Annotated in this window: 6 protein-coding genes and 2 pseudogenes; 2 read left to right on the forward strand and 6 right to left on the reverse strand. The window is 54.0% G+C overall.

Features of this window, described 5'->3' with window-relative positions; all coding sequences use genetic code 11:
• Position 1 precedes the first annotated feature (1 nt).
• The 4 genes from GOW98_RS07860 to GOW98_RS07875 form a co-directional block, all read right to left on the reverse strand.
• On the reverse strand, positions 2-853 hold the full coding sequence (locus GOW98_RS07860; protein WP_170330695.1) for an ABC transporter permease: 852 nt from the start codon (positions 851-853) through the stop codon (positions 2-4).
• Positions 850-1,791: an ABC transporter permease gene (locus GOW98_RS07865; protein ID WP_170330697.1), complete on the reverse strand. Its 942-nt coding sequence runs from the start codon at positions 1,789-1,791 to the stop codon at positions 850-852. The genes GOW98_RS07860 and GOW98_RS07865 overlap by 4 nt, the downstream gene beginning before the upstream one ends.
• A gap of 59 nt (positions 1,792-1,850) precedes the next feature.
• The gene (locus GOW98_RS07870) at positions 1,851-3,434 is read right to left on the reverse strand and encodes an ABC transporter substrate-binding protein (protein WP_217359450.1); all 1,584 of its coding nucleotides are present in this window, start codon (positions 3,432-3,434) and stop codon (positions 1,851-1,853) included.
• A gap of 146 nt (positions 3,435-3,580) precedes the next feature.
• Positions 3,581-4,180: a helix-turn-helix domain-containing protein gene (locus GOW98_RS07875; RefSeq protein WP_170330701.1), complete on the reverse strand. Its 600-nt coding sequence runs from the start codon at positions 4,178-4,180 to the stop codon at positions 3,581-3,583.
• A 200-nt stretch (positions 4,181-4,380) separates the two neighbouring features.
• On the opposite strand from GOW98_RS07875, the pseudogene GOW98_RS26455 reads away from it, so the two are divergent.
• Positions 4,381-4,572: pseudogene (locus tag GOW98_RS26455) on the forward strand (IS481 family transposase); the annotation flags it as partial.
• Positions 4,573-4,998: 426 nt separating this feature from the next.
• On the opposite strand, the gene GOW98_RS07890 reads toward GOW98_RS26455, so the two are convergent.
• Complete coding sequence (locus GOW98_RS07890) at positions 4,999-15,327, reverse strand: LamG-like jellyroll fold domain-containing protein (RefSeq protein ID WP_170330703.1); 10,329 nt, start codon at positions 15,325-15,327, stop codon at positions 4,999-5,001.
• A gap of 744 nt (positions 15,328-16,071) precedes the next feature.
• Here GOW98_RS07890 and GOW98_RS07895 point away from each other — a divergent pair.
• Entirely contained in the window at positions 16,072-16,662 is a 591-nt protein-coding gene (locus GOW98_RS07895; protein WP_170330705.1) for a hypothetical protein, read from the forward strand.
• 186 nt (positions 16,663-16,848) lie between these two features.
• Here the strand turns inward: GOW98_RS07895 and GOW98_RS26460 are convergent.
• Positions 16,849-16,934: pseudogene (locus tag GOW98_RS26460) on the reverse strand (IS6 family transposase); the annotation flags it as partial.

The following is a 16,934-nucleotide window of genomic DNA, read 5'->3' on the forward strand; positions in this document are numbered from 1 at the left end:
GTTACCCTCGCGGTCTCAGCAAGTCGGCCAACCCGTCACCCAGCAAGGAAAAGCCCAGCCCGGTCAGCACGATGGCGATGCCCGGCATCAGGCTCAGCCACCACGCCGTTGAGATGAAGTTGCGTCCCTCGGCGATCAGAACGCCCCATTCCGCCTGCGGAGGTTGTGCGCCAAGCCCCAGATAACCCAGCGAGGATCCCAGCAGGATTACCAGCGCCATGTCGGTCATCCAATAGACGATGACAGGTGTTATCGCGTTGGGTAGCAGGTGGCGGAAGATGATACGCTTGTCGGAATAACCCATCACGACACCGGCTGCGGCATAGTCGTTGCCCATCTGCGCAATCACCTCGGCCCGCATCAGGCGTGCATAATACACCCAATAGACCACCGAAATTGCGATATACATGTTGACCAACCCCGGACCCAACACCGCAACAACTGCGATCACCAGAACAAGGAAGGGAAAGGTGATCACCGCATCCACGATCCGGCCAAAGATCAGGTCAGCGATGCCCCGATAGTACCCGACCAGAGCTCCAACAATGACGCCGATCACCAGTGCAAAGACGGTGCCGAAAACAGCCATCTGCATGTTCACCTGATAGGCCCAGATCACACGGGACAGGCTGTCCCGTCCTAGCAGATCCGTGCCGAACGGATGCGCCCATGAGGGCGGCTGGCGAACTGCGAGATAGTCGATCTCATTAGGATCATAAGGCGCGAAAAACCCCGGAAAGATCGCCAGAAGGATCGAAAACCCGATGATGATAAGCCCGGCCACAAATCCCGGTTTGCGCAGGGCCCTTTGCAGGAAAGTGGGCTGAGTAGGGGTGAAAGTTGCATCACTCATTGAAGGCGCATCCTTGGGTCAAGGCGGCTCTGGAATAAGTCCGTCATCAGGAAGACCAGCGACACCAGCAGCGCAAAGGTCAGGGTCAGCCCCTGGATCAGAGGATAGTCGCGGGCGAAGATGGCTTCGAGCATCAGCCGCCCCATGCCCGGTACCGCAAACACCGTTTCGGTGACCAAAGTACCGCTCATCAGGTTGCCGATGGACAGGCCCAGTAGCGTCACTGTCGAAATCAAAGCGTTCCGCAGCACATGCCGTCCCAATATCAGCCGCGCGGGCAATCCTTTGGCGCGGGCGAATTGGACGTATTCTGCGTCCAGAACCTCGATGATTGCGCTGCGTAGGTTCCTCATGATGATGGCCGACGTGTAAAGCGCCACCGTTACTGACGGCAGAAACAGGTGATAAAGCCGCTCGCCAAAAGTGTCGCCATAGCCGCCCACTGGGAACAGACGGAGCTGAGCGGCGAGGAAGGTCAGCAAAACCAATCCGATATAGAAAACCGGCATCGACAGACCGATCTGGAAAACAGTGCGGATCACGGCGTCAGGCCAGCGGCCGCGGTTCAGCGCGGCGACAAAGGCTAGAGGTCCTGCTATCAGCAAAGACAAAACCACTGAATAGATCGTCAGGAACACGGTAATCGGCAAGCGATCGGCGATGACCGTAGTGACATCGGTGCGCATCAGGATCGATCGCCCCAGATCGCCTTGCAGCGTATTCGTGAGGAATAGCCAAAACTGCACGAACATTGGCTGTGTCAGACCAAGCCGTTCGCGAATGGCTTGAATATCAGCGTCCGAGGCGCGATCGCCCGCCATGGCAATTGCAGGATCACCGGGCAGCATACGCACCAACAGAAAGATGATCACCATGACCAGAAAAAAGGTCGGGATCGTCAAAAGGAGACGTTTGAAGATATAGGACAGGCTGGACAAACGCTGGCTCCGCAAAAACTCCCCGCCGCCCGAGGGCGACGGGACGAGGGGGTCAGAGATTAACGACTTACAGTCGCTTCGTCGAAGATATTGTTGCCCAGCGGAGTCTGGACATATCCATCAACAGCTTTTCCCAGGGCCACTGCAAACGGAGTTTCGTACATGAACAGCAACGGGGCTGCCTCTGCATAGATCTCCTGCATCCGGGCAAACTGTGCCTTGCGCGCTTCGGGATCCATCTCGCTTGCTGCTTTTTCGAACAGCTCGTTGAATTCTGGGTTTTCCCAGCCGGTGCCAACAGCTTTGGCAGTTGGCGTGTAGCCCAGCCAGCCAACAACCTGGCTTGGGTCGTTCACATCATTCACCCAGCCGTAAGTGTGAATGTCGAACTCACCCGAACGGTTCTTTGCACCGCGCGTGGCGTTATCGACCTGTTCGACAACCAGGCTGAGGCCAAGCTCACCCCACATCTGCTGCAGAGCCGCAAAGATCGTCGCGTCATCCGCTGATCCGGCCAGTGTGGTCAACGTCACCTCAGTCCCGGGTTGCACGCCAGCCTCAGTGATCAGGGCCTTGGCTTTGTCGAGGTCATACGCGTAAAGCGGGTTCAGGTCGGCAGCATATTGCGTCGCCTTTGCCATCAGAGGCGAACTCATGGGTTGGCCCGCGCCGTGCAGAACCACACCGATTAGCGCGTCTTTGTTAGTGGCATAGTTTAGCGCCTGCCGTACACGCGGATCAGCCATTGGGTTCGGAGAACCATCGGCACGGGTTTCGCGCGTGTTGATAGGCGAATATATGATCCGGGTCGAAGGATAGAGCTGCATGTTGATGTTCGGATCGGTCTCCAACTCAGCTACGCGGCTGAAGGGGATAAACTCGGCAGCATCAACTTCTCCAGCCTGCAAGCGAAGAATGCGGGTAGCGTCGTCTGGTACGATCTCAAAGTGCACGCCGTCCAGATAGGGCAGTGCTTTGCCGTCCGCCCCCATGCGCCAGTAGTGTTCGTTGGCGCAGAAATCCATCGAAGCGCCTTGTTCGAACCCGCACAAATAGAACGGCCCAGAGCCAACCCCGGCCGTTGTTGCGGCAAAAATCGCTGCGGATTTGTCCTGATCGGTATCACCAGCCGCAGAATCAAATGCTGCTTTGGACACAATGGCCGTGTTGAACGTGGCCAGCATCGACAGGATCGTTGGGTCCGGAGCGCTTAGCGAAAGGGTGACTGTGTTACCATCTGCTGAGACCGATTCAATTGAGCCCAGCAACCCCCCCCAAGGGCTGAGGTCCGGGTTACGCGCGCGATCCAGCGAGAAAACAACGTCTTCGCCGGTCAGGGGGGAGCCATCAGCAAACAGAACGCCTTCGCGCAGGGTCAGACTGACAGTCTTGCCATCGTCGGAAACAGAATAGCTTTCGGCCAGTCCAGGCTCGACCGAGTTCCCGTCGGCGCTGCCACGCAGCAACGTGTCGAACAAGCTGCCGACCATCCAGATATCCGGGTTGCGGTCTGCATAAATTGGGTCGATCAGTCGTGAACCATCATAGCGGGCAAAGTTCAGCGTGCCGCCTCGTTCCTGCGCCACGACTGGCATCGCCAGGGTTGCAGCAACGGTTATTCCTAATACCGTCTTCAGCTTCATTCTCTTCATCCTCCCGCAATAGTTCTGATTCAACCTTGCAAGAGACAATAAGTGATTCTTAAAATTACTAAAGATTTTTTTAGTGAAGAGTAAAAAGATTTTACCATTCAGGAATTCCAAATTATCTTTTAACCAGTTTCAGTTCGTCACGAGGACCCTGTGTCCTTAATGGGTGAAGTTGTGACCCACAGTTCTACCGCCTCGGCCTCTCCAAGTACGACAGAATAGTGCCGTGTTGAGGTGTCGTGGTGCACGACATCCCCTGGGGACATGATGAAAATCTGGTCCCCCAGATGATATTCCAACTGACCTGAAAGCAAGTAACAGAACGCCTCGCCATCATGGCACATTTTCTCGGAAACGTGACCCGCTGGGCGGTGAACGACCTGTGGGTGAAACAAGGCGCCCGAGAATCCAGGCCCCAGTTTTTCGTAAAAACGCCCGCGTGTTCCAAGGGAATAAGTTTGTCGTTTGTCCTTCGGCACATATTCCGAAAAGACTTTGGGCACACTCAGCAACTGTTCGATGCTGGTTTGCAATGCTGCTGCAATCGCCATCAGTGACGTCAGAGACGGCGAGCTGAGCCCTCTTTCCACCTGTGACAGGAAACCAGTCGTCAGGTCTGAGGACTTCGCCACCTGATCAAGCGTCAACCCCATAGCTTTACGCCGTCGCCGGATGGCCTGCCCCAACTCGGTTGGTTTGCCCTTTGACTTGGCCTTGGCACGCTCGGTCGGGACTGGCATGCGGATTCTCCTGTGGTTGACGGTTTGGCTATAAAACAGAATAGCCAAGGAAAGATCAAAATTTTTCTTAGTGACGCTAAAAGCACTCTTTGTCGCTGTGCGTCGTAATAAAAAACTTCGTTCATCGCGGGGCGTTTCCTTAGGAATTTGATCCCACGGTCTGATGGTGCGATCCATTTGATGGAATGAAAGGATGCCTTATGGGACAGATACGTCAAGGCTGCGCCACGACAACGCACACCATCCGAGCAACCATACAGCGATCGCAAGCTTCGAACGCGGAATTGAGCCGCGAGCTTGGCATCAATGTGAAGACCGTAGCCAAATGTCGAAAGCGCCATACAGTTGAGGATAGAAAGACGGGGCAGAAGGAGCCGAACTCGACTGTTCTTGGGGTCTGTTCCAGTACCCAACGGGGTACGTCGTTCTACACGATCGACAGCAGTCGACCGAAACCGTTGATCACCGATAAGAAAGTGGATCTGAAAAACGATCACATCCACCACGTGATCGACGTCTATCACGTCTAAGCCCCGTTTCCCGGGCGACTGAGACCGAAGCATTTACCCGAAGGATCCATCAGTAGGTCGTAACAGAAAGCAGGACGGACACTAACAAGGAAATACTACACCGCTTTGGCGGATCAACTATTCTGCGCAAAACAGCTTGCTTTCGCCGGCCCCGTTACCGAAGACTGGAGCCAAAATAGGTGCCACTGGCTCTGAAGGTGTAGACGCCCCTGTTAGCCTAAATTTGAAGCGAAGCTAAGTTTCATCTTAGCTTCGCGTCCATCAGTATAACCTTGTAAAGGTCGAAAATCAGGCTATCGGGTCAAAAGAAGACTGGTTTGCCAAACTTATTATGCGGTCTTGGTCCAAGCGTTCGCTGTAGATTTCGAGGTCTGCTATTTCGCCAGAGAACGGGTTTGTGAAGGCGTCGTCGCCGCTCGCGCTGGCCCAGCCGAGACCGCCGATCTGCATGACCTGTTGGTTTAGCGTCCAGTCCGTCGTGAAGCCCGAATTCGAGTCGATCAGAACACCGTCAACCCAGAGTTCAACACCGTTACCGAACACAAGAGCCACCTCGTACTCCTGTTCAGCCACGAGGTTGTTGAAGACGAACTCCTCACTGTTTGCGTCGTCCTGGAAACGAACAATCAGATCGCCGTCATCAACGTAAGCCGCAAGGTGGTTGCCGCCCCCGGTGAATCCGGAGGCATCCTTTACCACCAGACCCTGACGCACGTTGGGATCGCTATCTACGAACGAGAAAGCGATAGTTCCTTTTGGAACCTCAAACTCCGGGCCATGTGCGACGTTTTCCACCGCGCTTGTCGAGCCATCGAAGCTTGTTACGCCGGGGCGCGCGAAGAACGGCACAGGGTCGGGCGCTTCTTCAGTGACATTTACCGTAACCGTAGCGGTCGACGTTGCTCCATCGCCGTCAGACAGGACATAGTCAAAGCTGTCCAACCCAATAAAGCCGGTATTCGGAGTATACGTGATAGTCCCGTCTGCGTTCACTGATGCCACACCATTTGAAGGTTCACTGGTGGGATCCAGTGTTACCGTCAGGGCATCTCCATCAACATCGATGTCGTTGTCCTGAACGGCGATGACCACGGCTTCGTTCTGCTGCGTTGCCGCGTCGTCGTCAGATGCGACCGGATCGTCATCCAAAGGGTTCACCGTAACATCGACCGAAGATTGTGCTGTCCCGCCATTGCCGTCCGACACAATGATGTCGAAGCTGTCCTCACCAAAAAAGTCCAGATTTGGTGTGTAAGTCACCGTTCCATCAGGGTTTACCTCGGCCAGACCATTCGCGGCACCGCTGGCAATTCCGGTCGCTGTGATCGTATCACCATCCACGTCCGTATCATTGGTGCCTGGCGCGATAATGGCTGAACCGTCCTCGTCCACGACTAGGACGTCGTCCACGGCAATGGGCGCGTTGTTGCCCGACCCCGCATTGTACAGTTCGGCGACCTGTTCGTCGTTCAGGGCAACGTTAAACACCTTACGGTCTTCAATGTTGCCCTCGAACGGAGCGTCAAAACCTGCCGCCCCGCTATCACTGGCCCAACCACGACCGCCCCATTGGATGAACTCTACATTGTTAGTCCAGTCCATAACCAACGCTGCGCTCGCTACAAGCGTACCGTTTAGGTAAACACGACCACCTTCAGGCCCAAAGGTCATTGCCAGATCATATGTTTGACCGGCCACGATCCCGGGAATGGTAAGCGTTTCCGACGCTTCTTCGTCCTGATAACGAATGTTCAGCTCCGGACCGTTGAGGTAAACGGCGAAGTGGTTGCCACCTCCCGCGAAACCTGAAGCATCTTTGGCGAACAAGCCCTGAGCACCACTCGTGTCAGCTACGTTGAAGGCGAACGAAATCGTTCCCTCACTCAACGCATAGATCGGATCATGGGGCAGCTCGATGACAGACCCGTTGGTGCCATCGAACAATACCTGAGCTGCTTTGTCCACAATGGGTACAGGGAATGAGTTCACAGTGACTGTGACCTCTGCTGTGGATGTCGTGGTACCGTCGAACACAGTGTACTCGAACGTATCTTCGCCGGCAAAGCCGATGTTCGGTGTGTAGGTGACCGTACCGTTTCCATTATCCACAACAGTGCCGTTGCTTGCACTGCCGACGGACTGGACTACCAACAAGTCACCATCCACGTCACCATCATTGACCAGAACGTCGATGGCCACTGCGTTGCCCTCGGAAGTGGTTGCCGCATCGTCATTGGCTTGGGGAGGATCGTTTTCGGGATTGACCGTCACATTCACGACTTCGGTGTCAAACCCGCCGAGACCATCGGTGACCGTTACCTCAAAACTGTCGATGCCATTGAAATTCACGTTTGGCGTGTAGGTAACGGTGCCGTCTGCCTCCACAACCGCAGTACCATTGGTCGGTTGCGAGAAGATCGACGAGGCAACCACAATGTCTCCGTTGGCATCTGTGTCGTTTGCGCCAGGCTGGAAGTTCAGCGGGGTGTCCTCAGAGGTCACGACGTCGTCTGCGACCGCAACCGGATCAGCATTCGGTTCGGCGAGAACCGTCACCGTGACAGTTGCCATCTGTGGTACGCCACCGTTCTGATCGTCGATCGTGTACTGGAACGTATCGGTCGCGCCCACGCCCAATCCATTCGGGTTATAGACAACCGTTCCGTCCACTAGCGTCACGATGCCACCATTGGTGCCATTGGTAACACCGGTGACGATAAGGCTGTCGCCATCCACGTCACTGTCGTTGGCCAGTACATCAATCGGAGTTTCTGCAGCTGTTGAAATGACAGTTGCGTCATCGTCGACCGCGACCGGATTGTCGTTCACAGGATCAATGGTAACGTTTACCGTCGCGGTTGCTTCTCCACCTTCCGGAGTTGAAATCACATAAGTGAAGCTGTCCGCGCCTTTGAAGTCAGCATTTGGCGTGTAGACGACTTCTCCGTCCACAATGGACGTTGTTCCGTTTGCTCCGTCGGTTGCCGATACCAATGTGATTGCACCGGCATTGTCAGCAGTCTCGTTGGCTACAACGTCGACACTGATCGGTGTATCCTCGTTTGTGGTTGCAAGGTCGTCATTGGCCACTGTGACAATCGGGTTGAGCGCCGCATCAGAGAGAGCCTGAGCATCGGCATCATCCGGTTGTCCGTCGTAGAGAGCAAAACGTTCGATGGTACCGTTAAAGGGTTCTCTTAGATTATCGGTATCACCGGGAGTACTGGCAAAGTTGTTGCCGCCGAGCACAAGCTGTTCGGTATTCCCCGAGGGCGAAACTGTACTTGGATCGCTACCTACATCGACGCCGTTGACATATAGCGTCAGGCCATCCTCACCGAAAGACACTAGAATATGCGTTGGTTGACCATCGGTTAGGATATCCTCGGCAAGAATTGTGAAGCTCTCCCCGGTGGTGCCAGATCCATTCTGCGCACGGAGTTCCAGGTCATCTCCTAGCGAGCGCAAGTTGATGTGCCCGCCTGTTCCAAAGAACGATGCGTCCGCCGACACGATCCCCTGATTGCCATCGAGATCATCGAAAGTAGCCACTACTTCGAGCCCACCGTTGGTGAGAGAACCAAGCGGTGTTGCTCCAATGATCTGCGGTGCGCCCGAACTGCCGTCGAAATCCCCGTTGAACCCGTTTTCACCATTGTCCAATTCGTAAACAACACTTGTGTTGCCGGGGTTGGCGTCGTCATTCAGAATTGTTCCGGTGGCAATAGCCCGGTTTAGAACTGCGCCAGTCGGGTTTGACAGTGTGACTGACAACGTCTCGTTTGGTTCGAAAACCGTATCGGATGAGACCGTGATCCGGACTTCTTTTTGTGTTTCACCTGCGGCAAAGGTTACCGTACCAGTTGCGGCCTCATAGTCAGAGCCAGCAATTGCTGTCGCGTCGCCAGTATCGTATTGCGCCGTACTTTCGCCACTCAGATCACCCTGACGCAGAACCGTAAACACCAGCTCGGTTGTGCCATTGTCGCCTTCGTCTACGTCTGCGTCGATTATCGACAGATTGGTCTCGTCCGGGTCTATCCCGGAGCCAATCGGTGCCGTAGAAGTTACCAGAGAGCCAGCAGCAGGAAGAGTGGCTGGGGACGAATTGCCCGTGGTATCGCTAAGATCTCCATCGAACGCATAGTAACGTTCAAGACCGGTTTGCGGTCCGGACAACGGGTCATCTTTGTTAGCCAGAATTTCCGCTTCTGTCCGCGCCACACTCCAGGCGCGCCATTCGTCCATTTCGCCTTGCAAGCCGCCAGCTTGAACCGTGCCGCCAATGTGGTCGATTGTGAACGGGCCAGACCAGGTAGTCGCAACCGTCTGGTCTAGTACACCGTCGATATAAATCTTCAGTTCACCGCCTTCACGAACGATGGCATAGTGTGTCCAAACATCTGGTTGGCTTGTTGAATTGGCGACAATCGGATCGTTGCCATCGGGCCAGTCGTTCGAATAAATGCGGATTTGACCGTTGAAAAAGTTGATATCGTTTGCGCCAGGTTGACCGAAACTACCAGAGCCCGCCAAACCATCGATATTATCGATCGTCGGGTCTGTGAACTTGACCCATGTTTCAATGGTGAAGTCCGCACCGCTTTCGCCGAGTACGAGTTGCGGAATGTCTACATGGTCTGTTCCGTTCAGGGCCAATGCCTGACCGACCGTACCCGTCACTTCGTAAAGCGGTCGGAAGCTCTGTCCTGCCTCTGGTGTAGTAATTGAGCGGATGCGGCTGGTCTCACCGTCCTCCCATCCAATGAACGTGAATTCAAACCCATCTGAAGTGTAAGTCTCTTGCGCTTCAACTGTGTGATTGAAGTTGATAACCGAGTCGAAAGTGAAATCGCCCACTTCCGGACGCGTGTCGAACAAGAAAGTGTAATTTTGAACCGGCGCGTCAAAGGAAAGTTCGGCGGTTTCAGGAGTAAGGCTTACCTGCGTCGTCGTTGAAAGGCCATCGTCGTCGGTCGCCGTCAGGAACACGGTGATCCCGTTCAGGAAGCTTTCAAGGTTGCCCGAGTCCGGGGTGACGAAGCTGACCCCGCCAACCTGATCTGCTGTCCCGTCAATTGGTCCGGGCCGCTGGATGTCACCAAGCTGATAGGTTGTTGACCAGATCAGTTGATCATTGCTGTCGATCAAGCCGTCTTCGATGTCATTTGCCAGACCTTCCAATGTAATGGTCTGTCCCGCGCGGTAGGTTCCGCCATCAAGTGGCAACTGAATCTCAGGTGTAGGCGCGTTACCGACCGTAATAACCCGCGAGTCAAATACAGTTGCCGCCCCTTGTGCGTCAGTTACGACCAGTTCGACGACATACTGACCCAATTCGTTGTATGTGTAGGTCGGATTCTGTTCGGTCGAGATCGCGGTATCGCCGATACCGTCGCCGTCAAGGTCATCCCCATCACCGAAGGACCACAAGTAGGAAAGAGCATCGCCATCCGGGTCAGTGACGTCGGCTTCGAAGGTCACCTCATAGGGAGCCGTTGGGTTGCTGTCCTCGCCGGGATCCAGAACGATCCCGGTACCTTCCGGCGCGCCGTTGCCGCCTTCAAAACTGATGCGATTGACGGTGCCTTCGAAAGTGAACACGTTCCCGGTCTGGAAAGTCGTGATATAGTACAACGCTCCGTCCGGGCCTTCTTCGAAGGCAAGTACCTGGCCGGTGGCGTTCTTGAAGAAATGATCTTCGACCAGAACCGGTCGTTCACCGGAATAGTCGATTTCCAGATAGCGGATCCAGTTCCGGACCCAATCGCCATAGAAATATGCACCAACGTATTCGTCCGGGAACTCGTCCCCCCGATAAACGACACCGCCAGTAACAGACGCACCACCGTTTTGTGTGCCATCACCCTGGCCGGGGCCGTTCAGGTGCGGGTAGGAATGGATCGGGTTGCCCGGATCATTCGCGTCGGGCAGGAACCCTTCGCCGTCGAAACCAGGATAATCATTCGGACCCCAGGCAAAATCGGCGCCGGCCACAGCGATGTGGATATCCTCATCCGAAGTATTGTTGTTGTTGCCGCCGACTTCACCGATGAACAGGGTATTGGACTCCTGATCGTAGCTGCTGCGCCAGCCGTTGCGCAGACCATGTGAGTGAATCGTGGTCAATACGCCCTCCGAGTCGATTGCTAGGTTCTCAACGGACGTCGAAATAGCCGAGCTTGCATCGATTTCCGGCGTATAAGCCGCCGCCGCAACCGGATCGTAATATGGGTTGTCCGTTGGGATCGAGCCATCGGTTTTGTTGACCCGGTGTACCTTGCCGTCCGGATGCGTCAGGTCCTGAGAATTCGCAGGTGTGAACTCATCGCTGGTGACAATATACATCTTCCAGGGGCTTGGGTCGTTTTCGTCAATTGGTTCATACCCGAATGACAACCCTCCGCCCTGGTGGCAGCAGGAACTGGTAACGTCGTTCTCTTGCCACATAACGGTTTCAGTGGACAGGTCACCGCGGCTGCTTGCTCCGCCACCGTTTTCAATATGCTGGAACCGCGAGACAGTAGTCTTGCCTTCACCATCCTCAAGCATAGTGTAGTAGAAATACACGTAGCCGTTCGTCTCGAACTCGGGATCGACTTCGACAGCCAATAGCCCACGTTCTTCATTGTTGAGCGTCTGACTTGTCAGGTCGAGATAGGTCTCGATTGTCCCGCCGGGCTGTGTGGGATCATCAACAATTTTAATCAGACCGCCTTTTTCAATTACAAGCATCCGGCCATCAGGCAGGAAGGCCAGATCGGTCGGCAGGAAAAGTCCGCTGACCACCTGAGAGTCGATGAACTCACCCGCTCCGGTGCCGCCTCCGGCTCCGTCAATCGGGGCGGTCGAAGTAACATAGTTGGTCCCGGATGGCAGCGGCACGCTAGCACTGTTGCCCGTTTCATCGGTAACCTCGTTCGCATCGCCATAAAAATTGTAGTACCGCAACAGGTTCGCGCTCGCCGGATCAACGCCGCCGTCCATATCGTCGGAAATCTGTGTCTGTGTGCGGGCCACATCCCAGATTTGCAGCTCATCAAGCTGACCAGTCAGACCGGTTCCGTTCGCTTCACCGAAAACTGAACCTGCGATTTTGTCGATCGTGAAATCGTTGGTCCAGTTGGTTGTAGAGGTCGCGTTCAACTGGCCGTCTACATAGATTCTGGTGACACCATTCTCGCGCGTGACCGAATAGTGAGTCCACTGACCCGGCGCTTCGACCTGATTGGAAATGACGATGTCATTTTCAGTCGCTGTACTGTCGAAGAGTCTGAACTGTCCTTGAAAGAAGTTCACGTCATTGTTTGGCCCTACGACCAGACCGTCCGCATTCGAGATTTCGGTACCTGGCGTATTATAAATCCACGCCTGAATTGTGAAATCTCCGGTCAACGTCAGGTCCGGCACATCAATCGGAACCCCTGCCGTCAACAAAGCGCGTTCAGTACCTGTGCCGGGGTTGCCGCCATCGCCGTCGGGGTAGGTGTCCGCCTCGACATAGGTCAGGCGCACATCGTCAAACTGTGCGTTGTTTTCACCCGCTACAACTGCATCGAACAGTTCAATCCTCAATGCCTCGCCGTAGTTCGCGCTGAAGGCGGCAAGATCAGTCGCATCCAGAGTAACTGTGACGTCAACAAAGCTGTCATCCGAAGGGTTGAAATCCGCGTTGCCCGCGCTGCCCAGCAATTGGTTCCCGGCATAAAGGCGAATTTCCCAACCCAGGTTTTCACCTGCAGTGGCTTCGTCGCCGACGCGCACAGCCAATTGATAGCTGCGGCCCGCTTCGAAAGTCTCGGTCAGGGTTTGAGAAATCGCTCCGCCATCGTCGATGTAAGCGACGTTTTCACCTTCAGGTGCTTCGTCTGAATAAAAGTCAGCGCGTGGGTTCCATACACCCATTCCCGCGCCGCTCAGGTCCCAACCGTCGATAGTCTGTTCTGCGGCAAAATCGGCAAGCGTTTGGGCTTCGAACCCAGCATTGACGATTGCTACATTGACAATATCGGGTGTGCCGCCGCCACCGGTTGGATAGGTGTCGGCATCAACAACGTTCAGACGCACATCATCAAACTGTGCATTGTTTTCCGGATCGACAACTGCATCAAAGATTTCGATGGTCAACGCTTCACCGTAATAGGCCGAGAATGCAGCCAAGTCGGTACCATTCAGTGTCAGTATAGCATCTTCAAACGTGCCGTCAGCTGGGCTGATACTGGTGTCGTCCACGCTGCCAAGTAGCTGGGTACCTGCGTACAGGCGGATTTCCCAACCATTATTGGACCCTGCGTTGACCTCGTTACCGACCTTGACTGACAACTGATAACTGCGACCTGCCTCAAAGGTCTCGGTCAGGGTTTGCGAAATGGCGCCTCCATCATCGATAAAGGCGACGTTTTCACCGTCGGGGGCTTCGTCGGGAAAGAAATCGGCGCGCGGATTCCACGTTCCCATGCTTGGACCGCTGAGCGACCAGCCATCAATTGCGGTCACTGAAGCGAAATCGGCCAGAACAATAGCTTCGAAACTTGCGTTCTCAATTGCGACCGCTCTTGGGGCGCCCGTATCAGTGACGGTTACTGTTACAGATTGTTCTGTTGTGTTTGCTCCGTCCGAAGCTCCGATGATCACTTCGTACGTGTTGTCGCCATTCGCATCACCCGGCGAATCGAAGTCTGGTGCAGAGGCAAAACTCAGGGCACCGGTGGTGGCGTCTATGGTGAAAAATGCCGCGTCCGTACCGCCCTCGATTGAATAGCTGACTGGCTGTGGGCCGTCAGCATCAGTGGCCGCAGCCGCATAGGTCGTATCTGTATTGCCTTCGGTTACCGAAACGCTGGTATCGCTGGTAAACACCGGAGCATTGTTGTCCACAAGCGGGGCACCTGAGTTTACGAATGACACTCCTGCGGGCAATGCCTGAGCAGGAGTGGTTCCGGTCAGATCGACCAAGTCGGTTCCTGTGCCATCAAAACCGTAATAGCGGAGAAGATCGGTCGAGGAGGGGTCTACGGTTTTGTTGTAGGACGCAAGAACATCGGTTTCGCTGCGCGCAACGTCCCAGATGCGTACTTCGTCGAGTTGCCCGTTGAGCGCGTCCGTGTTCGACTTTGCCAGTTGTTCAATAATAAAATCGTTAGTGTAGGGGTTGGCCGCAGTCGCATCCAGCACACCGTTGACGAAGATTTTGGTAACGCCCGCTTCGCGCGTCACGGCGTAATGCGTCCATGTCCCGGCCGTCGCAGCTGTATTCGCAACCACGATGTCGTTGCCTGCAGTGCTATCAAAGACACGGAATTGCTGCGCGAAAAAGTTCATGTCGTTATTCAGACCAGCTACCAGCCCGTCGTCATTCGAAATGACTTGACCCGGCGCAAGATAAATCCAGGCTTCAACCGTGAAATCACCGCTGAGGGTAACGTCAGGGATGTCAACGGCAGTTGAGCTGGTTGAGAGTGCGCGATCGCTCGACGGAGTGTTGACCGGGTATGTATCCGCCTGCACATAGTTCAGACGGACGTCGTCGAACTGAGCATTGTTTTCAGGGTCAACAACAGCGTCAAAGATTTCCACAGTCAATGTTTGACCGTAGTTGGCTGAAAACGCCGCCAGATCGGAGCCATCAAGCGTTAGGACAGCGTCTCCAAAAGTGCCATCTGCCGGGGTGACGCTGGTTGCGTCCACGCTGCCCAAAAGCTGGGTTCCGGCGTATAAGCGGATTTCCCAACCATTGCTCGAGCCTGCGCTGGATTCATTGCCGACACTGACCGTAAGCTGATAGCTGCGACCCGCTTCAAAGGTGTCGGTCAGGGTTTGTGAAATTGTACCACCGTTATCGATGAAGGCGACGTTCTCACCGTCGGGGGCTTCATCCGGGAAAAAGGCTGCTGTGGGATTCCAGGTCCCGACCACATCGCCGCTTAGTGTCCAGCCGGTGATCGCAGTATCGGCCAGACCGTCCGCCAAAGTGATGGCCTCGAAACTTGCGTTCTCAATAGCGATTGCTATCGGTACGACGGTGATGGGTGCGCCAGAACTCACCACGTTAGTTCCCGCTGGGGCAGGCAGAACCTCTTCAGTTTCGGCGTTGCCTGTACGGTCCACGATAAATTGGTTAGCGCCCTCAAAGTCGTAATAGCGCAGTAGGCCTGCACTGCCGGGATCCACAGTCTTGTCGTAATTGTCCGCGACTTCGCTGTCGCTGCGCGCTACGTCCCAGATCCGAACTTCATCCAGTTGCCCTTCAAGTCCTCCAGCAGCAGACCCTTCGGCCAGAGTTTCAATTGTGAAGTCATTGGTCCAATTTGTGCCAGAGGTGGCATCCAACACACCGTTAATGTAGATTCTGGTTTGACCTGCTGCGCGCGTAATAGCGTAATGTGTCCAAACCCCTTCGGTCGTTGTAGAGTTGGCGACTACAATATCACCACCATCAAATACACGCACTTGGCCAGCAAAAAAGTTAATGTCCTGCCCGGGGCTGGCAACGATGCCATCTGCGTTGTTTATTCCAGATCCCGTGGGCATAAATACCCAAGCTTCGATAGTAAAATCACCTGAAAGAGTCAGATCCTGAACATCCAGAGCGGTGCCGTTGGTTTGAAAAGAACGCATTGATAGTCCCCCAATTCAGTGAGTTTCTTTAGAATTTTTTTGGAAGGCAGAAAATTCGTAAAAACTTCTCCTCGAGTAGAGCTGTTAAGGGTTTTCGGCGGAAATCCGTTGTTACTGCTGCGCGAACTAGGTGCCACTTGCAGAAGTTTGATTTATTCGCTTTTGGGAAAGATTAATCCACTGTGGTCCGGACAAGAGCCTAGAATTCGCCGAATATCGCGAAAATTTCCGGCCTTTTTTAAGTCGGATTTTCCTTCGTTCTGGAAAGCATTATAGCCACACAGCGATTGACTAACTGTAATGGTTTGAGCGGAATTTTTCGCCGACTTTTATCTCTCCAAACGGCGCATCAAAAACGCCTGTCTTCCAAACGTGTTTTCTTGAAATATTGATCTTTTGCACTTCGCAGAGAAAATGGAAGCTCGCTATGCAAGTGCTAGATACATCCCCACCCATACTCATTAGTGTCACCATATAAGTCACAGAACAAAATTTACCTTTAACGTGTTCGCAACGTTAGCAATGTCAAAATGATATGTCGACAGTTTTAGATTGGCTTGACTCGACAGTCAGTCTTGACCAGAAAATAGTTGATTACGAATGCTGGAAACGGAGCGGCTCTTATCTTTAGGTAACTGATTAAAAAGAGATAAAGACCTTTCACCCTGCTAAGAAACTGGGCGCACTGAAGCAAAATCCTTCTTTAATGCCTCCACAGAACAAGCCACCAATTGGGGAACAATTATGAAAAATTCATCTTTAAGTGGTATTTCTGCGATAGTAAAAGAAGTTTTGGAACACAAGACATTCGGCGCGATTCGAGGGGCGTTGGGTCGCGCGATTAAATTGTCTGAACCTGTTACACCGGAAGTCGCAGCGCGGTTTTTAGCGGACCAAACTTTTGCCAAAACACTTATTGGTGTTCGAAGTCAAAGTGAATGGCGTGACCGAATGTTAAATGACCCAGTAAATACTGAATTCTCTGTGCCATTAGAGGCGGGTGGACCGGCTGACACTCGGAGCACAGATTCCATTGCGGAATTGGCTTTGAAATCAGCGAATGCTTATATTCAATGGAGTACACAAGGATTTAAAGAAGTAGATTCTGAAACGTTAGAGCGGCGACGGAACGCTTGTTTGGGCTGTGATCAGTTAAAGGATGCCCCCGAAACGCTTGCTTACCGATTGGCACTGGTAGTTGCGCGAGATGACCCCAGAGTTTGTATGGCCTGTGGCTGCCTTTTCATGAAGAAAACGGCAATGCCAAACGAAGCCTGTCCAATGCCTGCAGCAGGTGACCAAAACTCCACCAGGTGGGACGAGCCAATCCTCTGAGCTCAGGTTTTAAGGTTCTGTCGCAAACTTCGTCCTTACCTGTCAGGTCGCGTACATTTCTGGCAACGCGCCCTAGGCTCAGGACCCACGGATTTCTGTTTTAAGGCTTGCTTCACGGTTCGAAAAACAAGCGGGTGCTGTCATACAAATTCGAACCAGTCTCAACTAGGCCAGTAGATCTGCCCTTTATGCCACACCAAGTTCGCGCCACTCGGCGAGAGCGGCGGAGCGTGTCTGCTTGAAGGTGCCTCGGCTGGCGAGCGATCTTTCCT

Origin of the sequence: Ruegeria arenilitoris, assembly GCF_013032445.1 — a bacterium.
Taxonomy (GTDB): domain Bacteria; phylum Pseudomonadota; class Alphaproteobacteria; order Rhodobacterales; family Rhodobacteraceae; genus Ruegeria; species Ruegeria arenilitoris_F.